The 21,258-nt window shown below is 38.0% G+C and carries 21 protein-coding genes; 19 read left to right on the top strand and 2 right to left on the bottom strand.

The features are described from left to right. Positions 1-33 precede the first annotated feature (33 nt). A complete protein-coding gene (locus ACM5BR_RS08705; RefSeq protein ID WP_416827300.1) occupies positions 34-168 on the bottom strand; it encodes a YqzM family protein in 135 nt (44 codons plus the stop codon). Positions 169-447: 279 nt separating this feature from the next. Between ACM5BR_RS08705 and holA the strand changes: the two genes are divergently transcribed. Next, a complete protein-coding gene (holA, locus tag ACM5BR_RS08700) occupies positions 448-1,458 on the top strand; it encodes a DNA polymerase III subunit delta (RefSeq protein WP_416827298.1) in 1,011 nt (336 codons plus the stop codon). 131 nt (positions 1,459-1,589) lie between these two features. On the opposite strand, the gene rpsT is transcribed toward holA, so the two are convergent. After that, positions 1,590-1,856 carry a 30S ribosomal protein S20 gene (gene rpsT / locus ACM5BR_RS08695; protein WP_416827296.1) on the bottom strand — a complete coding sequence of 89 codons (267 nt, stop codon included), beginning with the start codon at positions 1,854-1,856 and terminating at the stop codon, positions 1,590-1,592. Between the two features lie 256 nt (positions 1,857-2,112). Here rpsT and gpr point away from each other — a divergent pair, with 256 nt between their 5' ends. From gpr to ACM5BR_RS08605, 18 genes are all read left to right on the top strand, one after another. After that, entirely contained in the window at positions 2,113-3,210 is a 1,098-nt protein-coding gene (gene gpr / locus ACM5BR_RS08690) for a GPR endopeptidase (protein WP_416827294.1), read from the top strand. Positions 3,211-3,385: 175 nt separating this feature from the next. Then, complete coding sequence (gene lepA, locus ACM5BR_RS08685; protein ID WP_416827292.1) at positions 3,386-5,212, top strand: translation elongation factor 4; 1,827 nt, start codon at positions 3,386-3,388, stop codon at positions 5,210-5,212. Positions 5,213-5,335: 123 nt separating this feature from the next. Then, positions 5,336-6,475: a radical SAM family heme chaperone HemW gene (gene hemW / locus ACM5BR_RS08680; RefSeq protein ID WP_416827290.1), complete on the top strand. Its 1,140-nt coding sequence runs from the start codon at positions 5,336-5,338 to the stop codon at positions 6,473-6,475. A gap of 96 nt (positions 6,476-6,571) precedes the next feature. Next, complete coding sequence (gene hrcA / locus ACM5BR_RS08675; RefSeq protein WP_416827288.1) at positions 6,572-7,606, top strand: heat-inducible transcriptional repressor HrcA; 1,035 nt, start codon at positions 6,572-6,574, stop codon at positions 7,604-7,606. Between the two features lie 37 nt (positions 7,607-7,643). Then, entirely contained in the window at positions 7,644-8,201 is a 558-nt protein-coding gene (grpE, locus tag ACM5BR_RS08670; protein ID WP_416827286.1) for a nucleotide exchange factor GrpE, read from the top strand. A 26-nt stretch (positions 8,202-8,227) separates the two neighbouring features. Beyond that, entirely contained in the window at positions 8,228-10,060 is a 1,833-nt protein-coding gene (dnaK, locus tag ACM5BR_RS08665; protein WP_416827285.1) for a molecular chaperone DnaK, read from the top strand. A gap of 158 nt (positions 10,061-10,218) precedes the next feature. Beyond that, positions 10,219-11,337 carry a molecular chaperone DnaJ gene (gene dnaJ, locus ACM5BR_RS08660; RefSeq protein WP_416827283.1) on the top strand — a complete coding sequence of 373 codons (1,119 nt, stop codon included), beginning with the start codon at positions 10,219-10,221 and terminating at the stop codon, positions 11,335-11,337. Positions 11,338-11,367: 30 nt separating this feature from the next. Continuing rightward, the gene (prmA, locus tag ACM5BR_RS08655) at positions 11,368-12,309 is read left to right on the top strand and encodes a 50S ribosomal protein L11 methyltransferase (protein ID WP_416827281.1); all 942 of its coding nucleotides are present in this window, start codon (positions 11,368-11,370) and stop codon (positions 12,307-12,309) included. A 172-nt stretch (positions 12,310-12,481) separates the two neighbouring features. Further along, complete coding sequence (locus ACM5BR_RS08650; RefSeq protein WP_416827279.1) at positions 12,482-13,225, top strand: 16S rRNA (uracil(1498)-N(3))-methyltransferase; 744 nt, start codon at positions 12,482-12,484, stop codon at positions 13,223-13,225. Positions 13,226-13,229: 4 nt separating this feature from the next. Beyond that, positions 13,230-14,579: a tRNA (N(6)-L-threonylcarbamoyladenosine(37)-C(2))-methylthiotransferase MtaB gene (gene mtaB / locus ACM5BR_RS08645; protein ID WP_416827277.1), complete on the top strand. Its 1,350-nt coding sequence runs from the start codon at positions 13,230-13,232 to the stop codon at positions 14,577-14,579. A 237-nt stretch (positions 14,580-14,816) separates the two neighbouring features. Beyond that, the gene (gene rpsU / locus ACM5BR_RS08640; protein ID WP_379966151.1) at positions 14,817-14,990 is read left to right on the top strand and encodes a 30S ribosomal protein S21; all 174 of its coding nucleotides are present in this window, start codon (positions 14,817-14,819) and stop codon (positions 14,988-14,990) included. Between the two features lie 14 nt (positions 14,991-15,004). Continuing rightward, a complete protein-coding gene (locus ACM5BR_RS08635; protein WP_416827275.1) occupies positions 15,005-15,451 on the top strand; it encodes a GatB/YqeY domain-containing protein in 447 nt (148 codons plus the stop codon). Positions 15,452-15,554: 103 nt separating this feature from the next. Further along, entirely contained in the window at positions 15,555-15,833 is a 279-nt protein-coding gene (yqfC, locus tag ACM5BR_RS08630) for a sporulation protein YqfC (RefSeq protein WP_416827274.1), read from the top strand. A 12-nt stretch (positions 15,834-15,845) separates the two neighbouring features. Continuing rightward, positions 15,846-17,045 carry a sporulation protein YqfD gene (gene yqfD, locus ACM5BR_RS08625; RefSeq protein ID WP_416827273.1) on the top strand — a complete coding sequence of 400 codons (1,200 nt, stop codon included), beginning with the start codon at positions 15,846-15,848 and terminating at the stop codon, positions 17,043-17,045. Positions 17,046-17,048: 3 nt separating this feature from the next. Further along, positions 17,049-18,008, top strand: a complete 960-nt coding sequence (locus ACM5BR_RS08620; protein WP_416827271.1) for a PhoH family protein — start codon at positions 17,049-17,051, stop codon at positions 18,006-18,008. Between the two features lie 182 nt (positions 18,009-18,190). Beyond that, the gene (locus tag ACM5BR_RS08615; RefSeq protein WP_416827269.1) at positions 18,191-20,338 is read left to right on the top strand and encodes an HD family phosphohydrolase; all 2,148 of its coding nucleotides are present in this window, start codon (positions 18,191-18,193) and stop codon (positions 20,336-20,338) included. A 1-nt stretch (position 20,339) separates the two neighbouring features. Next, the gene (gene ybeY, locus ACM5BR_RS08610) at positions 20,340-20,807 is read left to right on the top strand and encodes an rRNA maturation RNase YbeY (protein WP_416827267.1); all 468 of its coding nucleotides are present in this window, start codon (positions 20,340-20,342) and stop codon (positions 20,805-20,807) included. Next, positions 20,804-21,157 carry a diacylglycerol kinase family protein gene (locus tag ACM5BR_RS08605; protein WP_416827265.1) on the top strand — a complete coding sequence of 118 codons (354 nt, stop codon included), beginning with the start codon at positions 20,804-20,806 and terminating at the stop codon, positions 21,155-21,157. The genes ybeY and ACM5BR_RS08605 overlap by 4 nt, the downstream gene beginning before the upstream one ends. Positions 21,158-21,258 lie beyond the last annotated feature (101 nt).

The raw sequence follows: 21,258 nt of genomic DNA, 5'->3' as shown, positions 1-21,258 counted from the left end.
TCTAACTAAAAAAAGACTACCATACTTGGTAGTCTAGAAGCCGATTCCCTTAATTATAGTTGCGATAATAAACAGAGTAGCAAAAAATCCAAAGGACACGATAAAACCAACCCCTGAATCTACTGCATCATTTCGTTTGCATTGTACATTTTCCTCAAACTCATTCACCCTGTATCCCTCCCAACTATCTACAGTATATAATGCAAAGTAGAAAAAATATACATTTTATATATAAAATCCTATATGTGTAAGTAACCTACATTCATGACGGTGTTGTTTGTGCAAATACTAGGGTTAGGTTTCCCGTCAATCTGCATGAATCCTAGGGCATGCGAGCTGACGTTTTATATAAAATAAGGGCGGGACAGCTGCTTGCCTGCCCTTCTGCTTGTAAAAGAAAGAAACTGCCCTTACTATGGATATATATGATTGGTGAGGAGAAACAAAATGAATACGTTACATAAAAAATTAAAGCAAAAGCAATTTGCGTCCATATATCTATTATATGGAACAGAAGCCTATTTTATGAATGAGACATTGCACATACTTATTAATGAAGCACTTAAGGAAGAAGACAGAGAGTGGAATGTTATAACATATGATCTAGAAGAAGCTTATTTGGAGGATGTTGTGGAGGATGCAAGAACATTACCTTTTATGGGAGAACGAAAGGTCATTGTAGTGAAATCTCCCTATTTTTTAACATCTCAAAAAGAAAAGCTCGAACAAAATGTTCACGTATTACAAACCTATATAGAGGAGCCATCTCCCTTTTCCATCCTTGTATTTGTTGCCCCATTTGAAAAGTTAGATGAACGAAAAAAAATTACAAAACAATTAAAAAAGCATGCGGAGGTCATCGAAGCGAATCCTCTGCAAATACAGGATGTACGAAAATGGATTATTGAACAGGCCGGGGAAGCAACGATAGAAAATGATGCGGTTGATGTTTTGCTTGAACTTGTTGGGAGTAATGTCATGGCTCTTTCACAAGAAATGAAAAAGCTATGTGTATATGTTGGTGACTCTGGAACGATTATGCGTGAACATATTCATCAACTTGTTCCTAAATCGATAGAGCAAAATGTATTTACTCTCGTTGAAAAAGTTGTAAACAGAAATATATCAGAAGCGATGAGAATTTTACATGAATTGCTTATCAAGCAGGAAGAACCTATTAAGATTCTGGCTTTGTTAGCGGGACAATTTCGGCTTTTATACCAAGTAAAAGAACTGCAGCAACGTGGCTATGTACAAAATCAAATTGCGTCTCACCTAGGTGTGCATCCTTACCGGGTAAAATTAGCTATGCAGCAGTCAGGCTATTTTTCGTTTGAAGAGCTAAAACAAATTATTGATGATATAGCGACCGCTGATTATGATATGAAATCAGGAAAAATGGAAAAGCGATTAATTTTGGAGTTTTTTATCATGCGTTTAACGAACATTGTAGTCTAATTTATAGCACAGAGGATGAAATAGATCGCCCTAGCAAATTGCTGCTAGGCGTTTTTTTAATTACGTATATATGCGCTGAGCTTAACGAAATGTAACACAAAAAAAAACGACCCATTTGGATCGTTTTGTTGTTACGCGTTAATGCTGTTAAGTCGTTGTGCAAGACGTGATTTCTTACGAGCAGCAGCATTTTTGTGAATTAAACCTTTTGTAGCAGCTTTGTCAAGCTTCTTACCAGCAACTAATAATGCTGATGTTGCATTTTCAACATCCTTATTTTCAAGTAAAGATTCAGCAGTCTTTACTGCAGAACGCATTTCAGATTTGATAGAAGCGTTATGTGCACGACGCTCTTCATTTAAGCTAGCGCGTTTGATAGCAGATTTAATGTTTGCCATATTCCTTCACCTCCCGGAAGCAACCTCGAGTTAACTCGATACTTACATAGAACAAAAAATATTTTATCAAACGAAAGCGTTAATTGCAATAGAGAGGTAGCATCATTTTGATAAAGAGGCATGATTTTTAGAACAATAGTTGCAAAAAATCGTTTATTTTCCTTTCAGCAGCCTGAACTAGGTTTATTTTTTGAGTGAATGATTTTTTATGTTTTGGTTATGCTAATGGATATTTGATGAACAGGAGGAAGTTACGATGAAGCCATTAGATTTGCAATATTATTCTGTTCGAACGGATTTAGCTGTTGAGGCGCGTGAGTTGCTTCAGGAGGAGAGAAATGAATCTACTATTTCGGGTGTTCATGTACGTGAGCGTGAGGAGGATGGCGTGAAGATTACAAGCGTTGTAATTGAAGAGCAAGCTTCCGAGCGGATGGGAAAGAAGCCAGGAAATTATATTACATTGGAAATACAAGGAATTCGTGAGCAGGATACGGATTTGCAGCAAAAGGTTGAACGAATTTTTGCACAAGAATTTTCAAGCTTTTTAAAGAGTATTGGAATTTCTCAAGATGCGAGCTGTCTTATTGTGGGGCTAGGTAATTGGAATGTAACCCCGGATGCCCTTGGTCCATCTGTAATTGAAAATATTTTAGTAACTCGCCATCTGTTTCAATTGCAACCTGAACAAGTTGAGAAGGGATTTCGTCCAGTAAGTGCTCTTTGTCCAGGGGTTATGGGTACTACTGGGATTGAAACAAGTGACATCATATATGGAGTGGTAGAAAAAACGAAGCCAGATTTTATTATCGCAATTGATGCTTTGGCATCGCGTTCTATTGATAGAGTGAATAGTACGATTCAAATGTCTGATACAGGTATTCATCCTGGGGCAGGAATCGGAAATAAACGAAAAGAACTTAGCAAAGAACTACTAGGCATACCCGTTATTTCAATTGGCGTACCCACTGTTGTGGATGCCGTTAGTATTACAAGTGACACTATCGATTATATTTTAAAGCATTTTGGACGGGAGTTAAAAGAAGGAGACAAGCCATCGCGTTCCTTACTTCCTGCAGGATTTTCATTTGGAGAAAAAAAGAAGCTGACCGAAGAGGATATGCCTGATGATATTAGACGTAATATGTTTTTGGGTATTGTAGGTACACTTCCCGAAGACGAAAAACGAAAACTCATTTATGAGGTACTCTCTCCGTTAGGGCATAACTTAATGGTCACGCCGAAAGAAGTGGATACATTTATTGAAAATATGGCGAACGTATTGGCAAGCGGTTTAAATGCTGCACTTCATAACAACATTGATCAAGATAATACGGGAATGTTTACTCATTAGCGGGAGAATATACATTCTAGCTCTAGAATCATTTGAAGCCTCCTTAAAAATTGCTAAAAAAATGATAAGAAATGCTGTAACGGTGTGTCAGGGCAATTTTCATTGAATCTTATGTAGTGTATTGATATAATCAAAGCTAGTGTATGCCTTGTGATACTAGTAGGAGTGAGAACGTATGAATAAAGAAGAAAGAGAAAATCGACAGTCACGTATTCGTAACTTTTCGATTATTGCCCATATCGATCATGGGAAGTCAACATTGGCAGATCGAATATTGGAAAAGACAGAAGCCTTGTCACAACGTGAAATGAAAGAGCAGCTACTAGACTCAATGGATTTAGAACGTGAGCGTGGGATTACCATAAAATTAAATGCCGTTGAGATTCAGTATAAAGCAAAAGATGGGGAAACGTATATTATGCATTTGATTGATACCCCAGGACATGTTGACTTTACGTATGAAGTATCTCGTAGCTTAGCAGCATGCGAAGGTGCCATTCTTGTCGTAGATGCAGCGCAAGGAATTGAGGCTCAAACATTAGCGAATGTTTATCTTGCTATTGATAACAACCTAGAAATACTGCCCGTTATTAATAAAATAGACTTGCCAAGTGCAGATCCTGAACGAGTACGTCAGGAAATTGAGGATGTAATTGGGCTGGATGCATCAGAAGCGGTTTTAGCTTCTGCTAAGGCTGGTATAGGAATCGAGGAGATTCTAGAGCAAATTGTTGAAAAAGTTCCTGCACCATCAGGAGATTCAGAGGCACCGCTTCAGGCTTTGATTTTTGATTCCTTGTACGATGCATACCGAGGAGTAATTGCCTATATTCGAGTTGTGAATGGAACGGTAAAAGTCGGCGATAAAGTTCGTATGATGGCTACTGGGAAAGAGTTTGAAGTACTCGAAGTTGGTGTGTTTACGCCAAAGCCGGTATTACGTAATGAACTCATGGTAGGAGATGTAGGGTTTTTAACTGCATCCATTAAAAATGTTGGTGATACACAGGTTGGTGATACGATTACGATTAGTGATCGCCCTGCAGCTGAACCGTTAATAGGCTATCGTAAAATGAATCCAATGGTATTTTGCGGTATGTATCCGATTGATACGGCCAGATATAATGATTTACGTGAAGCACTTGAAAAATTACAACTAAATGATGCTTCCTTACAATTTGAACCGGAAACGTCACAGGCACTGGGATTCGGTTTTCGATGTGGATTTTTAGGTTTACTACACATGGAAATTGTCCAAGAACGTATTGAACGGGAATTTAAAATTGATTTAATTACAACAGCACCAAGTGTAATTTATAAAGTATATACAACAGCCGGTCAAGAAATTGCTGTCGATAATCCATCAAATATGCCAGATCCGCAAAGCATCGATCGTATTGAAGAGCCTTATGTAAAAGCGACAATCATGGTTCCAAACGATTTCGTCGGTGCTGTTATGGAAATTTGTCAAGGAAAACGTGGAAACTTTATTGACATGCAATATTTAGATGAAACTCGTGTTGCGCTTACGTATGAAATTCCACTTTCCGAAATTGTATATGATTTCTTTGATCAATTGAAGTCTAGTACGAGAGGGTATGCTTCATTCGATTATGAGCTTATTGGCTATAAACCTTCTAAACTTATGAAAATGGATATTCTTTTAAATAATGAAAACGTTGATGCACTATCTATTATTGTTCATAGGGATTCAGCCTATGAACGTGGAAAAATTATTGTGGAAAAATTAAAGGAACTCATTCCAAAGCAGCAGTTTGAAGTACCTATACAAGCCGCTGTTGGAATGAAAATTATTGCAAGATCAACGATTAAAGCGATGCGGAAAAATGTATTAGCAAAATGCTACGGTGGTGACATTTCCCGTAAGCGCAAGCTCCTTGAGAAACAAAAAGAGGGGAAAAAGCGTATGAAGACGATAGGCTCTGTTGAAGTACCACAAGAGGCATTCATGGCAGTTCTTCGTATGGATGATTCGAAATAGAAGAGAGCAAAAAAGGTAAGGAATATGCTTATGACATGGACCGCCACGCAAAAATCTTGTATGAACCAGGATTTCGTGTGGCGGTCCATATTTGCAATAAAGGATTAGAAAGGGGGGTATGCTTTGATACGAGCAGCTTATATTCACATTCCATTTTGTCAGCATATTTGTCACTATTGTGACTTTAATAAAGTATTACTTCACAAGCAGCCTGTTGATCAGTATTTGGACTACCTAGAAAAAGAGATGAAGCATACCTTGCAGCGCATGCCAATTGAACAGTTAGATACCATTTTTGTTGGTGGTGGAACTCCTACGGCGCTCTCGATGCAGCAAACGGAAAAACTTCTTACTATTATTGAGCAGAATTTGAAACCACGCAGCTCAAATTGCGAATACACGTTTGAAGCAAACCCAGGTGACTTGCCAAAGGAAAAGCTGGAACTCCTCTTAGATGGAGGTGTGAACCGTCTTAGCTTTGGTATTCAAAGCTTTCAAGATGATCTTTTGAAAAAAATTGGCCGGACGCATACGAAGTGTGAAGCAATACAAGCGCTTGAGGAAGCAAAAACAATAGGATTTGAAAATGTGAGTGGTGATTTTATTTATGCTTTGCCAGGTCAATCGATGCATGATGTTAAGGAAACGATGCGTACTGCTTTAACGCTCGGGCTTTCGCATATGTCAGCCTACTCATTAATAGTGGAGCCGAAGACTGTATTTTATAATCTAATGAAACGTGGAAAGCTGCAGCTTCCAAGTGAAGATAGTGAAGCAAGTATGTATGAGTATATCATGCAAGAAATGGAACGAGGCGGTTATCATCAGTATGAAATAAGTAACTTTGCAAAAACCGGCTATGAAAGTAGACATAATACTACGTATTGGAATAATGAAAGTTATTATGGATTTGGTGCAGGCGCTCATAGCTATGTGTCTGGTCAGCGTATTCAGAATGCAGGACCTCTCAAGCACTACTTTATGATGATTGACAAAACTGGATTTCCCTATCATGAAGTTCATCAGGTGACGAAGCAAGAACAAATGGAGGAAGAAATGTTTTTAGGACTTCGTAAAACCGCTGGGGTAAATAAGGATACATTTTTTCGGAAATTTCAAGTTAGTATGCAGGAACAGTTTAAGGAACAAATTCAGCAGAATAAGCTTCGTGGATACTTGGAAGAAACAGATAATAGCGTCAGGTTAACAAAATTGGGCACACTATTAGGGAATGAAGTGTTTCAATCATTTCTTCTTGGATAAACAAGGGTTTTACATTGACAAGAACATGCATAGTTTGGTACTTTAATAATAGATTTAGCACTCAAAGGTTAAGAGTGCTAACAGAGGTGATAATAGATGCTTTCAGAACGTCAGCTTTTAGTGTTGCAAATTATCATCGACGATTTCATTCATTCTGCGCAGCCGGTAGGCTCTCGTACATTGTCGAAGAAGAAAGAGATTACTTTTAGTTCGGCGACGATTCGAAATGATATGGCGGACTTGGAGGAACTTGGGTATATTGAGAAAACTCATAGTTCATCAGGAAGAGTTCCTTCGGAAAAAGGATATCGGTTTTATGTTGATCATCTTTTAGCTCCGCAGCATTTACCATATGATGAAATTGCTCAAGTTAGGAACTTATTTGACGAAAAGATGCTTGAAATGGAAAGTATCGCCCAGCAGTCAGCGCAAATTCTTTCGGATTTAACGAATTACACAGCTATTGTTCTCGGTCCTAAGGTTACAGAAAATAAATTGAAACGTGTACAGATCATTCCACTTGGCAATGAATCTGCTGTTGCAATTATTGTAACCGATTCGGGTCATGTTCAAAGTAGAACAATTACTATTCCAGCTTCTATGCATATGAATGATTTAGAAAAAATGGTTAACATTTTAAATGAAAAATTAGCGGGAACTCTGATTTCTGATGTGCATTATAAGTTGCATCAAGAAATTTCATATGTTTTACGTCAACATGTCCAGAATTTTGATCAAGCAATGAAGCTGTTGGATGGAACATTGACATTTCCTATTTCAGAGAAGATATATTTCGGTGGGAAAACAAATATATTGACGCAGCCAGAGTTTAATGACATTAATAAAGTTCGGTCACTGTTAAATATGATTGAGCATGAACAAGAATTTTATCAATTGCTGCGAAATAAAAAGATGGGAATACAAGTGAAAATCGGTCATGAGAATAAATCATCTGCTATAGAAGATTGCAGTCTCATTACAGCCGCGTATTCATTTGATGATGAATTGCTAGGTACCTTTGCAATACTAGGACCAACTCGAATGAATTATTCGAGGGTTATTAGCATTTTAGAACTTTTCTCTTCACAATTATCAACTGTATTTGTAAGGTTGAATCAAAGCAAGGATTAAGGCACAATTAAGACTTCATTTAAGGGAGGTGAATTGTTTGGAAGAACGTAATGAGCAAGTAAAAGAAGAAGCTTTCGCAGAGCAAGAGGTTTCGGCGGAGGAAGAACAAGTAACAGAAGCTGAATTATCAGTAGAAGAGCAGTTACAAGAAAAAATTACTGAACTAGAAACGAAGTTATCAGAAACAGACAATCGTATGCTACGTTTACAGGCTGATTTTGACAACTATCGTCGTAGAGTTCAGATTGATCGACAGGCTGCAGAAAAATATCGATCACAAAATATCGTTTCCGATATTTTACCTGCTCTTGATAACTTCGAACGAGCAATGAAACTTGAAGTAAACGATGAGCAATCAAAATCACTTATACAAGGAATGGAAATGGTATATCGTCAACTTGTAGAAGCTCTAACGAAAGAAGGAGTAGAAGGAATTGATGCTGTAGGAAAGCCATTTGATCCGAATTTGCATCAAGCGGTTATGCAGGTTGAAGAAGCAGATGTAGAATCAAATATAGTAGTAGAAGAATTTCAAAAAGGATATAAATTGAAGGATCGTGTGATTCGACCTTCAATGGTAAAAGTAAATCAATAGCTTTACATAAATTAGGAGGTTTCGCCGTGAGTAAAATTATTGGGATTGACTTAGGTACAACAAACTCTTGTGTGGCTGTAATGGAAGGCGGAGAACCTAAAGTTATAGCAAATCCAGAAGGAAATCGTACAACTCCTTCAGTAGTTGCATTTAAAAATGAAGAACGTCAAGTTGGGGAAGTTGCAAAGCGTCAAGCTATTACAAACCCAAATACCATTATTTCTATCAAACGTCATATGGGTACTGATTACAAGGTAGAAGTAGAAGGAAAACAATTTACACCACAAGAAATTTCAGCAATCATTCTACAAAATCTAAAGGCTACAGCAGAAGAATATTTAGGTGAGACAGTAACTAAGGCTGTTATTACCGTTCCTGCATACTTTAATGATGCACAACGCCAAGCAACAAAAGATGCTGGACGTATTGCTGGATTAGAAGTAGAACGTATTATTAACGAACCTACAGCTGCAGCACTTGCATATGGTTTAGATAAACAAGATACAGAACAAAAGATTCTTGTATATGACCTTGGTGGCGGTACATTTGACGTATCTATTCTTGAACTTGCTGAAGGCACATTTGAAGTAATTGCAACAGCGGGTGATAATCGTCTTGGCGGTGATGACTTTGACCAAGTGGTTATTGACTATTTAGTAGAACAATTTAAGAAAGAAAACAGCGTTGACCTTTCTAAAGATAAAATGGCATTACAAAGATTAAAGGATGCAGCTGAAAAGGCGAAAAAAGACCTTTCTGGTGTAACATCTACACAAATTTCATTACCGTTTATTTCAGCTGGAGCAGCAGGTCCTCTTCACCTTGAAGTAACATTAACACGTGCGAAATTTGAAGAGCTTACTTCCCAGCTAGTAGAAAGAACATTAGAACCTACACGTCGTGCTCTTCGCGATGCCGGCCTTTCTGCAGCAGAACTTGACAAAGTTATTCTAGTCGGTGGATCTACTCGTATTCCTGCTGTACAAGAAGCTATTAAGCGTGAAACAGGAAAAGAACCATTTAAGGGAGTAAACCCAGATGAAGTAGTTGCACTAGGTGCTGCTATTCAAGGCGGTGTATTAACAGGTGATGTAAAGGGCGTATTATTATTAGACGTAACACCACTTTCACTTGGTATTGAAACAATGGGCAGTGTGTTCACGAAGTTAATTGAACGCAATACAACAATTCCAACGAGCAAATCACAAGTATTCTCTACAGCTGCAGACAATCAAACAGCAGTAGACATTCATGTACTTCAAGGTGAACGCCCGATGGCAACAGATAATAAAACATTAGGACGTTTCCAATTATCTGACATTCCACCAGCACCACGTGGTATTCCACAAATCGAAGTTACATTTGATATTGATGCAAATGGTATCGTAAATGTACGTGCAAAAGATTTAGGAACGAATAAAGAACAAGCGATTACGATTCAATCATCTTCAGGTCTTTCTGATGAAGAAGTTGATCGTATGGTGAAAGAAGCAGAAGCAAATGCTGATTCAGATAAGAAAAAGAAAGAAGAAGTAGATCTACGTAATGAAGCAGATCAACTAGTATTCCAAACAGAAAAGCTAGCAAAAGACCTAGAAGGAAAAGTTGACGCAGCTGAACTTGCAAAGGCAAATGAAGCGAAGGATGCATTAAAGGCTGCTCTTGAGAAAAACGAGATGGAAGACATCCGTGCTAAGAAAGATGCTTTGAATGAACTTGTACAACAGTTAACTGTTAAATTGTATGAACAAGCACAGCAAGCTGCGCAAGCCGGTCAAACTGGTCAAGCAGAAGGTGCAGAAGCGAAAAAAGACAATGTTGTAGATGCAGATTACGAAGAAGTAAAAGACGATAAATAATACATCGTGCTATGAAAAAGTCAAAGTCAAGTATGCCTTGGCTTTGACTTTTTTTCTATTAACAACATGTGGGACCTGAGAGTAGTAAACATAGTTGCAAAGGTCTTTCTTGCAATGTTACAATTACCTCTATGTGGAAGGAGTCGGGAGGTTGAGCTATGAGTAAAAGAGACTATTATGAAGTGTTAGGCGTAAGCAAAACAGCTTCTAAAGATGAGATAAAAAAAGCATATCGACGTTTAGCGAAGAAATATCATCCAGACGTTAGTACAGAGGCAGATGCAACGGAGAAATTTAAAGAAGTCCAAGAAGCCTATGAAGTACTAAGTGATGACACAAAACGTGCTTCGTACGATCAATTTGGTCACGCAGGTCCGAACCAAGGCTTTGGTGGCGGCGGTTTTGAAGGTTTTGAAGGTGGCGGCTTCGGCTTTGAAGATATCTTTAGCACATTTTTTGGCGGCGGTGGAAGAAGACGTGATCCAAATGCCCCTCGTCAAGGAGCAGATTTACAATATTCAATGACGCTAAATTTTGAAGAAGCAATTTTTGGGAAAGAAATGGATATTGAAATTTCTAGTGAAGAAAATTGTGACACATGTAAAGGTTCTGGTGCAAAACCAGGAACGAAAAAAGAAACATGTTCACATTGTAACGGTACCGGTCAAGTCAGTGTAGAACAAAATACCCCATTTGGGCGTATTGTAAATCGACGTGCGTGTTCCTACTGCGGAGGAACGGGTCAAATGATTAAAGAAAAATGTACAACGTGTCATGGTAAAGGGAAAGTTAATAAACGTAAAAAAATTCATGTTAAAGTTCCAGCTGGAATCGATGATGGTCAACAAATTCGTGTTTCTGGAAAAGGCGAGCCAGGGTTTAACGGTGGTCCAGCAGGTGATTTATATGTTGTAATTCGCGTACGTCCGCATGAATTCTTTGAACGCAATGGTGATGATATCATTTGTGAAATGCCACTTACCTTTACACAAGCAGCACTTGGTGATGAAGTAGAAGTACCAACTGTAAATTCAAAGGTGAAACTAAAAATACCTGCTGGAACACAAACGGGAACAGAGTTTCGTCTAAAAGGGAAAGGTGCTCCTAACGTAAGAGGCTATGGACATGGTGATCAATATGTAATAGTACGTGTAATTACTCCTACAAAACTAACAGCTAAGCAAAAAGAATTGTTAGCAGACCTTGCTAATGACAGCCATGAACATTTAAAAGATGATAGCTTGTTCGCTAAGCTGAAAAGAGCGATTAAAGGGTAGCATAAGAAACGAGTAGGAGTTGTAGAAAATATGAGATGGTTTGAATATAGCATCCATACAACTGAATTCGCTGTTGAACCGATTTCGAATATACTGCACGAAGCAGGAGCAAGCGGTGTATCCATTGAAGATGTAGCAGATTTAACGAAACAACGAGAACAACAATTTGGTGAAATTTATGAGTTGAATCCTGATGATTATCCTACTGAAGGTGTTACATTAAAGGCTTATTTTCCAGAAAGTGAGCAGCTAGAAGAGACGCTTGAACAGGTAAACATAGAAATTGAGAAGCTGGCATTGCTTGATATTCCTTTAGGGCACAAAGAAGTATGTATTAAAGAAGTAAATGAAGAAGACTGGGCTACTTCCTGGAAACAATATTATCATCCTGTTAAGGTTTCGAACACGTTTACTATTGTTCCTAGTTGGGAGGAATACACTCCTGCTACAGATGAACATATTATTGAATTGGATCCTGGCATGGCGTTTGGTACAGGTACACATCCAACGACCTCTATGTGTATAGTAGCACTTGAAAAAACGTTACAACCTGGTGATCATGTCATTGACGTTGGAACTGGTTCAGGTATACTAAGCATTGCTGCAGCTAAATTAAATGCAGCATCTGTGCATGCCTACGATTTAGACATCGTGGCAGTAGAAAGTGCAAAGGCAAATGTAATGCGAAACAGTACAGAAAGTATTGTAACGGTAGCAGAGAACAATCTACTACATGGTGTTGAAGGTCCTGTAGATGTAATTGTTGCGAATCTATTAGCCGAAATCATTCTATTATTCGTAAGTGACGCGGCAAAGGTTGTAAAAGCAAACGGAATCTTTATTACTTCTGGGATTATTCAATCAAAAGAACATGAAGTGAGAGCAGCCTTAGAACGTGTTGGGTTTGTAATTGAAGAAGTACTTCATCAAGAAGATTGGGTAGCAATTATTGCAAGAAATCATTCGAAATGATGACACATGTAAATGAAATTTTCTGTAAAGGGGGATTCTTCCCCCTTTCCTTATTAGATAGAGTATAAAAATTTAGACTCTGTGCAAGCAAACCTCTCCAAATTTGCATGCTAGAGCGAATTATGCATGATACTATATGATTGATAAGACAGCTACTAAGTAGGGTGATACCATGCAACGTTATTTTGTAAACCATATAGAAGATGAGACATTCTTCATTGACTGTGATGATGCGCACCATATTCTTCGGGTTATGCGTATGGGAGTAGGAGATCATCTATACTGTTGTACAGGTGGGAACACTGCTCTTTGTACCATATCTGAAATTACCAATACAAGCGTGAAGGCAACTGTTGTACAATGGATAGAAGAAAAGAAGGAGCTTCCTATTCGAGTTACAATTGCAAGTGGACTACCAAAGGGGGATAAACTTGAACTCGTGTTTCAAAAAGGAACCGAGCTAGGTGCATCCGCTTTTTTACCATTTATAGCGTCTCGTTCGATAGTGAAATGGGATACGAAAAAAGGCGAAAAAAAACTTGAAAGATGGGTTAAAATTGTAAAAGAAGCTGCTGAGCAATCCCACCGAGCTACAATTCCTTCAGTATATGAACCAGTATCTTTTCATCAGCTCCTTTCTTTTAGTAAAAAATATGATGTTTGCATCGTTGCTTATGAAGAAGATGCGAAGCAAGGAGAAAAATCAAACTTTGCCAAAGCATTAGATAGTTTAAAGCAGGGCCAGAGCTTGCTTATCGTCTTCGGTCCAGAAGGTGGTTTAACGGAAGAAGAGGTACAGCAATTGATTGAAAATGGATTTATTTCATGTGGCTTAGGTCCAAGAATATTACGAACGGAAACAGCTCCATTATATTCCTTGTCTGCTGTTTCGTATCATTTTGAATTAACGAGGTGATAGTATGTCTTTAGTTGCTTTTCATACATTAGGCTGTAAAGTAAATCATTATGAAACAGAAGCCATATGGCAGCTGTTTAAAGAAAATGGCTATGAACGAACAGATTTTGATCATCAAGCAGATGTGTATGTAATTAATACTTGTACGGTAACAAATACGGGAGATAAAAAAAGCAGACAGGTTATCCGGCGTGCTGTTCGTCAAAACCCCGATGCTGTTATTTGTGTAACCGGATGTTATGCACAAACTTCTCCAGCTGAGGTTATGGCTATTCCTGGAGTAGATATTGTTATAGGTACGCAAGATCGCCATAAGATGCTTTCGTATATTGAGCAGTATAAAGCAGAGCGAAAGCCTATTAATGGTGTTCATAACATTATGAAAGCACGTGTCTATGAAGAAATGGACGTTCCTTATTTTACAGATCGTACGCGTGCATCTCTTAAAATTCAAGAAGGCTGCAATAATTTTTGTACGTTTTGTATTATTCCTTGGGCACGTGGACTTATGCGTTCTCGTGATCCAAAAGAAGTGATTATGCAAGCACAGCAGCTGGTGGATGCTGGCTATAAAGAAATTGTGCTTACAGGTATTCACACAGGTGGATATGGCGAAGATATGAAAAATTATAATTTAGCCATGCTCCTTCGCGATATGGAAGCGGAAGTAAAAGGGTTAAAACGGCTTCGTATTTCATCTATTGAAGCGAGTCAAATTACTGATGAGGTGATTCATGCACTTCGCAATTCTAATGTTGTGGTGCGTCACCTGCACATTCCTCTTCAATCGGGTAGTAATACTGTTCTAAAACGAATGAGACGTAAATATACGATGGAGTTTTTTAAAGAACGTATCGATCGTTTAAAGGAAGTATTTCCTGGTCTTGCTATTACATCAGATGTGATTGTAGGTTTCCCAGGGGAAACAGAAGAAGAATTTATGGAAACATATAATTTTATTAAGAATAATCAATTTTCTGAGCTACATGTATTTCCGTACTCTCAGCGAACAGGGACACCTGCAGCTAGAATGGAAGATCAAATTCCAGAAGAAGTGAAAAACGATCGTGTACATCGACTCATATCATTGTCTGATCAATTAGCAAAGCAATATGCTTCGCAGTTTGAAGATGAAGTGCTTGAAATTATACCGGAAGAACACAATGAAGAGAAAATGCTTGTCGGTTATACGGATAACTACTTAAAGGTACACATGGAAGGCCCAGATGAGTTAATTGGTAAGCTTGTTCGAGTTAAAATAACGAAAGCTGGTTATCCATATAATGAAGCAACGTTCGTTCGCGTATTAGATGAACCTGTATCAAAGAATGAATCAAATTCTGCAAGTGCCTGAGCGAAACAAAAAAGGGACGTCCTCATCATCGTATTAATATCCGATTTATTTCGTCAAATTAAGAAAAACTATGTTTTTTTTGCGTCCTATTGATTCAATGGAAGAGTTTTCTTTCTATTTCAGTTGACCGAGTTAATAAAAATGTATTATAATCGTTAAAGACATGCTGAAGAAGTGGTTTATTTCGCATGACGTAGAGTAGTTGTAAGTGGATGTTTCGGAGGGAGGGAAATAATAATGTCTAAAACAGTCGTTCGTAAAAACGAGTCTTTAGAGGATGCACTTCGTCGTTTTAAACGCACAGTTTCTAAATCTGGAACACTTGCGGATGCAAGAAAACGCGAATTTTACGAAAAGCCAAGCGTAAGACGCAAGAAGAAATCCGAAGCAGCTAGAAAGCGTAAATTTTAAGAGAGGGTGTTAATATGAGTCTTCTCGATCGTTTAAATCAAGATATGAAGCAAGCGATGAAGAGTAAAGAAAAGGATCGACTTACTGTGATCCGTATGGTTAAGTCTTCTTTAAAATACGAGGAGATTAAGCTCAAACAAGAATTAACGGAAGAGCAAGAGCTTACCGTCTTAACTCGTGAACTGAAGCAGCGGAAAGACTCCCTCCTTGAATTTGAAAAAGCTGGTCGTGAAGACCTTGTGGATAAAGTGAAAGACGAAATAAAAGTTTTAGAGGTATATCTTCCAGAACAATTAAGTGAAGATGAATTAACTGCGATTATTAAGCAAGCAATTGCTGATGTAGGAGCAACAACTTCTAAAGCTGATATGGGAAAAGTAATGGGTAAAGTTATTCCTAATGTAAAGGGAAAAGCTGACGGCTCATTAGTTAATAAACTTGTTTCACAGCTTTTAGCATAAAAAAGGACGTCTATGTAGACGTCTTTTTTTATGCTTTTTTCTTTTTCTGTGCTAGCAAGGGCTCTCTTTTCATACATATGAGATGAAAGGGGGGTCTTTTATTATGAAGAAGCTGCATCAAGTAAAGGAATGGCTTACAAAGCAGATGGACCTACCTGCCGATGTATTGATGGATTTACCACGTATTACGTTAATTGGACAAATTCATATTTATATAGAAAATCATAGAGGACTACTTTTATTTTCGGATAAGGAGGTACGCTTATTGCTTAAAAAAGGTCAATTATTAATTAAAGGTAATTCCTTTGTCATCAAGACAATACTCCCAGAAGAAATGTTGCTTGAAGGTATGGTTGAACAAGTTTTATTTCTAGATGAATAATGGGGGAGACATATGAAGAACCATTGGATCGTTTTTTTCTTTGGATATGTGAAGGTATCACTGCGAGGGAAAGGAATAGAACGTTTATTAAACGATTGTGTTCGAAAAAATATTAAGATATGGAATGTGAAGAAGCTAGGGGAAGAACATATTACCTTATATATGTCTATTGTAGATGTTAAACGTCTTAGATTTATTGTTCGTAAGCATCCTTGTAAGGTGTTTTTTCTCGGCCGTTATGGACTACCGTTTTGGCAAAAACGCTTGCTTCGTAATAGCGGTTTTGCGATAGGATTTGTACTTTGCCTCTCTCTTATCTTTCTGCTTTCAAATATGGTTTGGACAATTGAGATTAAGGGTGCAAAGCCAGATACAGAATATTTACTGATAAAGGAATTAGAAAAAATGGGTATAAAGCGGGGAAAGCTGCAATTTCAGCTACCTGATATTGAAACAATTCAAAGAACCCTTACGAATAATGTAAACTCGGTTACATGGATTGGAGTAGAGCAAAAGGGAACCTCCTATCAATTTCAAGTAGTAGAGAAAAATGAGCCGAAAAAGGAAGATACGCTTGCTCCGCGAAATTTAGTAGCAAAAAAAGAAGCCGTCATTACGAAAATCTTTATAGAAGAAGGAAAGCCACTGGTTGCTGTGAATGACCGCGTAGAAAAAGGACAGCTTCTTGTTACGGGTACATATGGGAAAGAGGATAGCCCTGTACAAGTTCCAGCGAAAGGTGTTGTACTAGGTGAAACGTGGTATGAATCACAGGTTGAAGTACCAATAAAAACAACGTTTCAAGTATTTACAGGACAATTTCTTCGTAAGCATTATCTTATCTTAGGTAATGTTCGTATGCCGTTGTGGGGATTTGAAAAAAATACGTACAAGCAATATAAAGAAGAAGTGTATAAATACCATGTTCATTTTTTTGCTTGGACCTTGCCTGTTAGTTATGAAAAAGTAACGATTCGAGAGGAAGAAGCGGCAACAAGAGAATATACAGAGAAACAAGCAATTGATGCTGGGATTGCTATGGCACGTGAAGATGTAAAGAAAAAATTGGATGAAAATTCCTCGATTCTTAGTGAAAAAGTTTTGCACAAGATAGTTGAGAATGGTACATTAAAGTTATCACTATATTTTAAAGCGATTGAAAATATTGTCGCAACCGAACCGATAACGGAATCCAATATTCAAGGAGATTGAGTAATGGCCGAACAACTAATTGAAATGAAGCAACAAGTGGAAAATCATAATGAAGCAGCTGCACTCTTTGGTGTACAAGATGCAAATTTAAAGCTCATTGAACGTGAGCTTCACGTATCAATTGTCACACGCGGAGAAACCATGCAAGTGTCTGGTTCTGAAGCAGCTGTAAAGCTAGTTGAAGAACTTTTACAGCGCTTACTTGCTGTCATTCGAAAGGGTGTTTCCATTTCGGAACGAGATATAGCATATGCAATTGGGCTCGGTCATGTTGGAAGGCTAGAACATTTTGAAGAATTGTATGAAGAAGAACTTATAAAGAATGCAAAGGGTAAGCCAATCCATGTTAAAACAATGGGACAACGGCAGTACATTCATGCAATGAAAAGAAATGATCTCGTTTTCGGAATTGGGCCTGCCGGAACAGGCAAAACGTATTTAGCTGTAGTAATGGCAGTTCAAGCATTGAAAGCGAATCGAGTGAAACGGATTATTTTAACTAGACCAGCAGTGGAAGCAGGAGAAAGTCTCGGCTTCTTACCAGGGGATTTAAAGGAAAAGGTGGATCCATACCTACGACCTCTATATGATGCTCTTCATGATGTACTCGGACAGGATCATACGCAGCGTATGATTGAACGAGGAACGATTGAAATCGCACCACTTGCCTATATGCGCGGTCGTACACTGGATGATTCCTATGTCATTTTAGATGAAGCGCAAAATACAACTGGCGCACAAATGAAAATGTTTCTAACGCGCCTTGGTTTTGGCTCGAAAATGGTTATTACCGGAGATCCATCTCAGGTGGATTTACCTCGCGGTGTGAAATCAGGGCTTACTATTGCAAAAAGTATTCTTATAGGTGTAGATGGCATTTCCTTCGTTGAACTTGAACAATCAGATGTAGTACGCCATCCAATTGTACAACGGATTATTGCTGCATATGAGAATGCCGAGTGAGAATGACTCGTAAGCGAGATGACTTTGAGTCATCTCTTTTTTTGTTGAGGATCCTCTACCTAATATACGAAGAAATAGAGGGGTTTAGCATTTCGAACATAAATCTTATATGATAAAATGAAAGGTAATGTTCTCTTAAAGTTACAGTAGATATTATGTTGGAGAGGAGCCAGTATTGTAACATGTCTAGTTCAGGTAAGATCTTTCGGCGGTTTAGACAGCTTTTTTGTTCGAAAATGACGTTACCAATGCTATACATTCTTTTAGGTATTATATTATTTGCAACCTTAGCAAGTAATGTAAAGCCTGACGAACTTGATATAAAGCTACTTTCCATTGCTAAAAATACGATTCATTCTCCTATTACAATTGAGGATAAAGCGACAACAGAAAAAAAGAAGCATGAGGCAGCACAGAAAGTTGAAGATCAATACACCTATCGTAGTGAATATAAGCAGAATCGAATTGACATTGTAAATTCTGTCTTCGATGCGGTAAAAGAAATAGAAGATGAAACGAAAAATGCACCTATGCCGCAAGGACAGCCTCCAAGCCCGATGTCGACTACTGATAAATTAGACAAGCTGAAGAAAAAGTTGCCGGATGATCTAACAAAGGAAATTACAGATCAAAAATTGCTTCCGTTATTGGAAGCATCGCAAGATCAGCTTACAGTAGGCCGGGAATCGACCGTTACGGCTGTAAATAATTTAATGAGTAATAACATCAAAATTAATGAAGTAGATCAAGCAAAGGAACAAATAACGAATGAGCTTCGTTTCGCAAACGTTCCTGATAGGTTGAAAGATTCGCTTATTGCCCTCGGTCAATACGCGATTGTTCCGAATTATTTTTATGATCCAGGTACAACAAAAGAAAGAAAGCAGATGGAAATGGACGCCGTTGCACCCGTTTATATTTTACAAGGGCAAGTTCTTGTAAAGGAAGGGGATACCATTACACGGGAGGTTTACGATCAGCTTAAGCTCGTGGGCTTAGTAGATAACAAAAATCCATTACAGCCATTTATTGGTTTGGGTATTCTAATTGTTATTCTTATTTATTTTGTCTATCGACAATTCGATATGTTTTTAAAGAAGAAGCGAGATGAAATCCCCTATGTATTAGCGTATACGATTATTTTATCGATAACGTTGCTTCTGATGAAGGCCATCAGTTTGTTTCAGAAGGTAGAATATACAGGAATGGGGTATATTGTTCCCGTAGCAATGGGAACGATGCTAGTAAAGCTTATGATAGGGGATCGTTTCGTTTTACTAACGAGCGTTATTCTATCTATCTGTGGAAGCATTATGTTTAATGAAGGCGTAACGAATACATTTAATTATTCCATCGGTCTGTATATGTTACTCAGCGCTCTTTCTGTGAGTGTTTTTCTTCATGAAAAAAATCGAAGAAGCATGATTTTGCAGGCAGGTTTATTTATTTCTATGTTTAATGTGGTTATATTAGGTTCGTTGTATTTATTACGAAACGGACAATTTTCAATGTTTGAAATTAGTATTCATCTTATGATTGCCGCTGCTTCAGGAATTATTTCCTCTATTTTAGCTATGGGAATTTTGCCGTATTTAGAAGGCGGACTTGGAATTGTATCAACGATAAGATTGATGGAGCTTGGCAGCCCTAATCATACATTACTTCGAAAAATTTTACTTGAGACACCAGGAACTTATCATCATAGTATTATGGTTGCGAATTTAGCAGAGGCAGCTTGTGAAGCCGTTGGTGCAAACGGATTATTAGCTCGCGTTGGTGCCTATTATCATGACATTGGCAAAACCATGCATCCTCATTTTTTTATTGAAAATCAAATGGGGTTAGAAAATCCGCATAATAAACTTAAGCCAGAGCTTAGTCGGGATATTATTTTCGCTCATGTTTCAAATGGAGTTAAATTGCTAGAGGAAAATAAAATGCCAAAAGAGGTTATTGATATTGCAGCACAGCATCACGGTACAACATTACTAAAATATTTCTACTATAAAGCAGTACAAATAGATAAAGATGCATACGATGAAAATATGTTTCGCTATCCTGGCCCGAAAGCGACATCCAAAGAATCTGCAATTGTAGGAATTGCAGACAGTGTAGAAGCGGCCGTCCGTTCCTTGCAGGCGCCTACAAAGGAACAAATCCAACAGTTTGTTAAAGGAATCATTCAGGATCGTTTACAAGATGGCCAATTTAGTGATTGTGATTTAACATTTCGTGAGTTAGAAATTATAGAGAAGACATTACAGGAAACGTTAAACGGTATCTTTCATTCCCGTATTAAATATCCTGATGTAACAGAGGAGAATAAATAAAATGAGTATGCATATTGATTTTTTTGATGAAACGAATGAAGTAGCTGAAAGCGATACAACTATGATTCAGCAATTGTTGGAGTTAGCTGCAAAGAAGGAGAAGGTACAAGAGGCGGAAATGTCGATTACCTTCGTTACCAATGAGAGAATTCAAGAATTGAATGCTCAGTATAGAGGAAAGAATCAGCCTACGGATGTCATATCATTTGCAATCGAGGATTTGGGTGAAGGAGAGGAAGAGCTAGTAGGTGCGGATATGCCTCGAATGTTAGGAGATATTATGATTAGCATTCCAAGAACGAAGGAACAAGCAGAGGAATATGGGCATTCTTTTAAGCGAGAACTCGGATTTTTATCTGTCCATGGCTTTTTACATTTACTTGGCTATGATCATATGACCGAAGAAGATGAGAAGATTATGTTTGGCAAGCAAAAAGAAATTTTAGATGAGTTTGGATTACATCGATGAAGAATCCGAGCTTACTGAAAAGCTTTCAGCATGCCATTCATGGCGTGCTAAGCAGCATACGTAGCGAGAGAAATATGAGAATTCATGTTCTTGCTAGTATCGTTGTCATTGCATGTGGATGTTTCTATCATATCCAAAAGCAAGAATGGCTTATATTATTTCTTACGATGGGTGGAGTCATTGCCTTGGAAATGATGAACACTGCCATTGAAAAAACAGTAGATTTAGTAACAAATGAGTATCGAGAACTTGCCAAACAAGCGAAAGATATTGCTGCGGGTGCCGTTTTTCTTTTTTCTTGCATTGCAGCAGTAATCGGATGTATGATATTTCTTCCCTATATGTTTTAACATATAGGGGGGTGGAAATCACAGAATTTTGTAAACCAGATAGGAAAGTCTATTTAGCAAATGTGAACGGGGACGTACAGGAAACAACAGTCAAGCAGTTA

This window comes from Ectobacillus polymachus, from assembly GCF_048159605.1.
Lineage (GTDB): Bacteria > Bacillota > Bacilli > Bacillales > Bacillaceae_G > Ectobacillus > Ectobacillus polymachus.
The sequence above is the reverse complement of the archived record's forward strand: the minus strand, read 5'-3'. Positions and strand labels throughout refer to the sequence as shown.

What these genes read in the sequence shown, in the direction of transcription:
- holA (WP_416827298.1), top strand. Translation starts at nt 448, where the DNA reads ATGAATACGTTACATAAAAAATTAAAGCAAAAGCAATTTGCGTCCATA.
- rpsT (WP_416827296.1), bottom strand. Translation starts at nt 1,856, where the DNA reads ATGGCAAACATTAAATCTGCTATCAAACGCGCTAGCTTAAATGAAGAG.
- gpr (WP_416827294.1), top strand. Translation starts at nt 2,113, where the DNA reads ATGAAGCCATTAGATTTGCAATATTATTCTGTTCGAACGGATTTAGCT.
- lepA (WP_416827292.1), top strand. Translation starts at nt 3,386, where the DNA reads ATGAATAAAGAAGAAAGAGAAAATCGACAGTCACGTATTCGTAACTTT.
- hrcA (WP_416827288.1), top strand. Translation starts at nt 6,572, where the DNA reads ATGCTTTCAGAACGTCAGCTTTTAGTGTTGCAAATTATCATCGACGAT.
- dnaJ (WP_416827283.1), top strand. Translation starts at nt 10,219, where the DNA reads ATGAGTAAAAGAGACTATTATGAAGTGTTAGGCGTAAGCAAAACAGCT.
- prmA (WP_416827281.1), top strand. Translation starts at nt 11,368, where the DNA reads ATGAGATGGTTTGAATATAGCATCCATACAACTGAATTCGCTGTTGAA.
- ACM5BR_RS08650 (WP_416827279.1), top strand. Translation starts at nt 12,482, where the DNA reads ATGCAACGTTATTTTGTAAACCATATAGAAGATGAGACATTCTTCATT.
- mtaB (WP_416827277.1), top strand. Translation starts at nt 13,230, where the DNA reads ATGTCTTTAGTTGCTTTTCATACATTAGGCTGTAAAGTAAATCATTAT.
- rpsU (WP_379966151.1), top strand. Translation starts at nt 14,817, where the DNA reads ATGTCTAAAACAGTCGTTCGTAAAAACGAGTCTTTAGAGGATGCACTT.
- ACM5BR_RS08635 (WP_416827275.1), top strand. Translation starts at nt 15,005, where the DNA reads ATGAGTCTTCTCGATCGTTTAAATCAAGATATGAAGCAAGCGATGAAG.
- yqfC (WP_416827274.1), top strand. Translation starts at nt 15,555, where the DNA reads ATGAAGAAGCTGCATCAAGTAAAGGAATGGCTTACAAAGCAGATGGAC.
- yqfD (WP_416827273.1), top strand. Translation starts at nt 15,846, where the DNA reads ATGAAGAACCATTGGATCGTTTTTTTCTTTGGATATGTGAAGGTATCA.
- ACM5BR_RS08620 (WP_416827271.1), top strand. Translation starts at nt 17,049, where the DNA reads ATGGCCGAACAACTAATTGAAATGAAGCAACAAGTGGAAAATCATAAT.
- ACM5BR_RS08615 (WP_416827269.1), top strand. Translation starts at nt 18,191, where the DNA reads ATGTCTAGTTCAGGTAAGATCTTTCGGCGGTTTAGACAGCTTTTTTGT.
- ybeY (WP_416827267.1), top strand. Translation starts at nt 20,340, where the DNA reads ATGAGTATGCATATTGATTTTTTTGATGAAACGAATGAAGTAGCTGAA.
- ACM5BR_RS08605 (WP_416827265.1), top strand. Translation starts at nt 20,804, where the DNA reads ATGAAGAATCCGAGCTTACTGAAAAGCTTTCAGCATGCCATTCATGGC.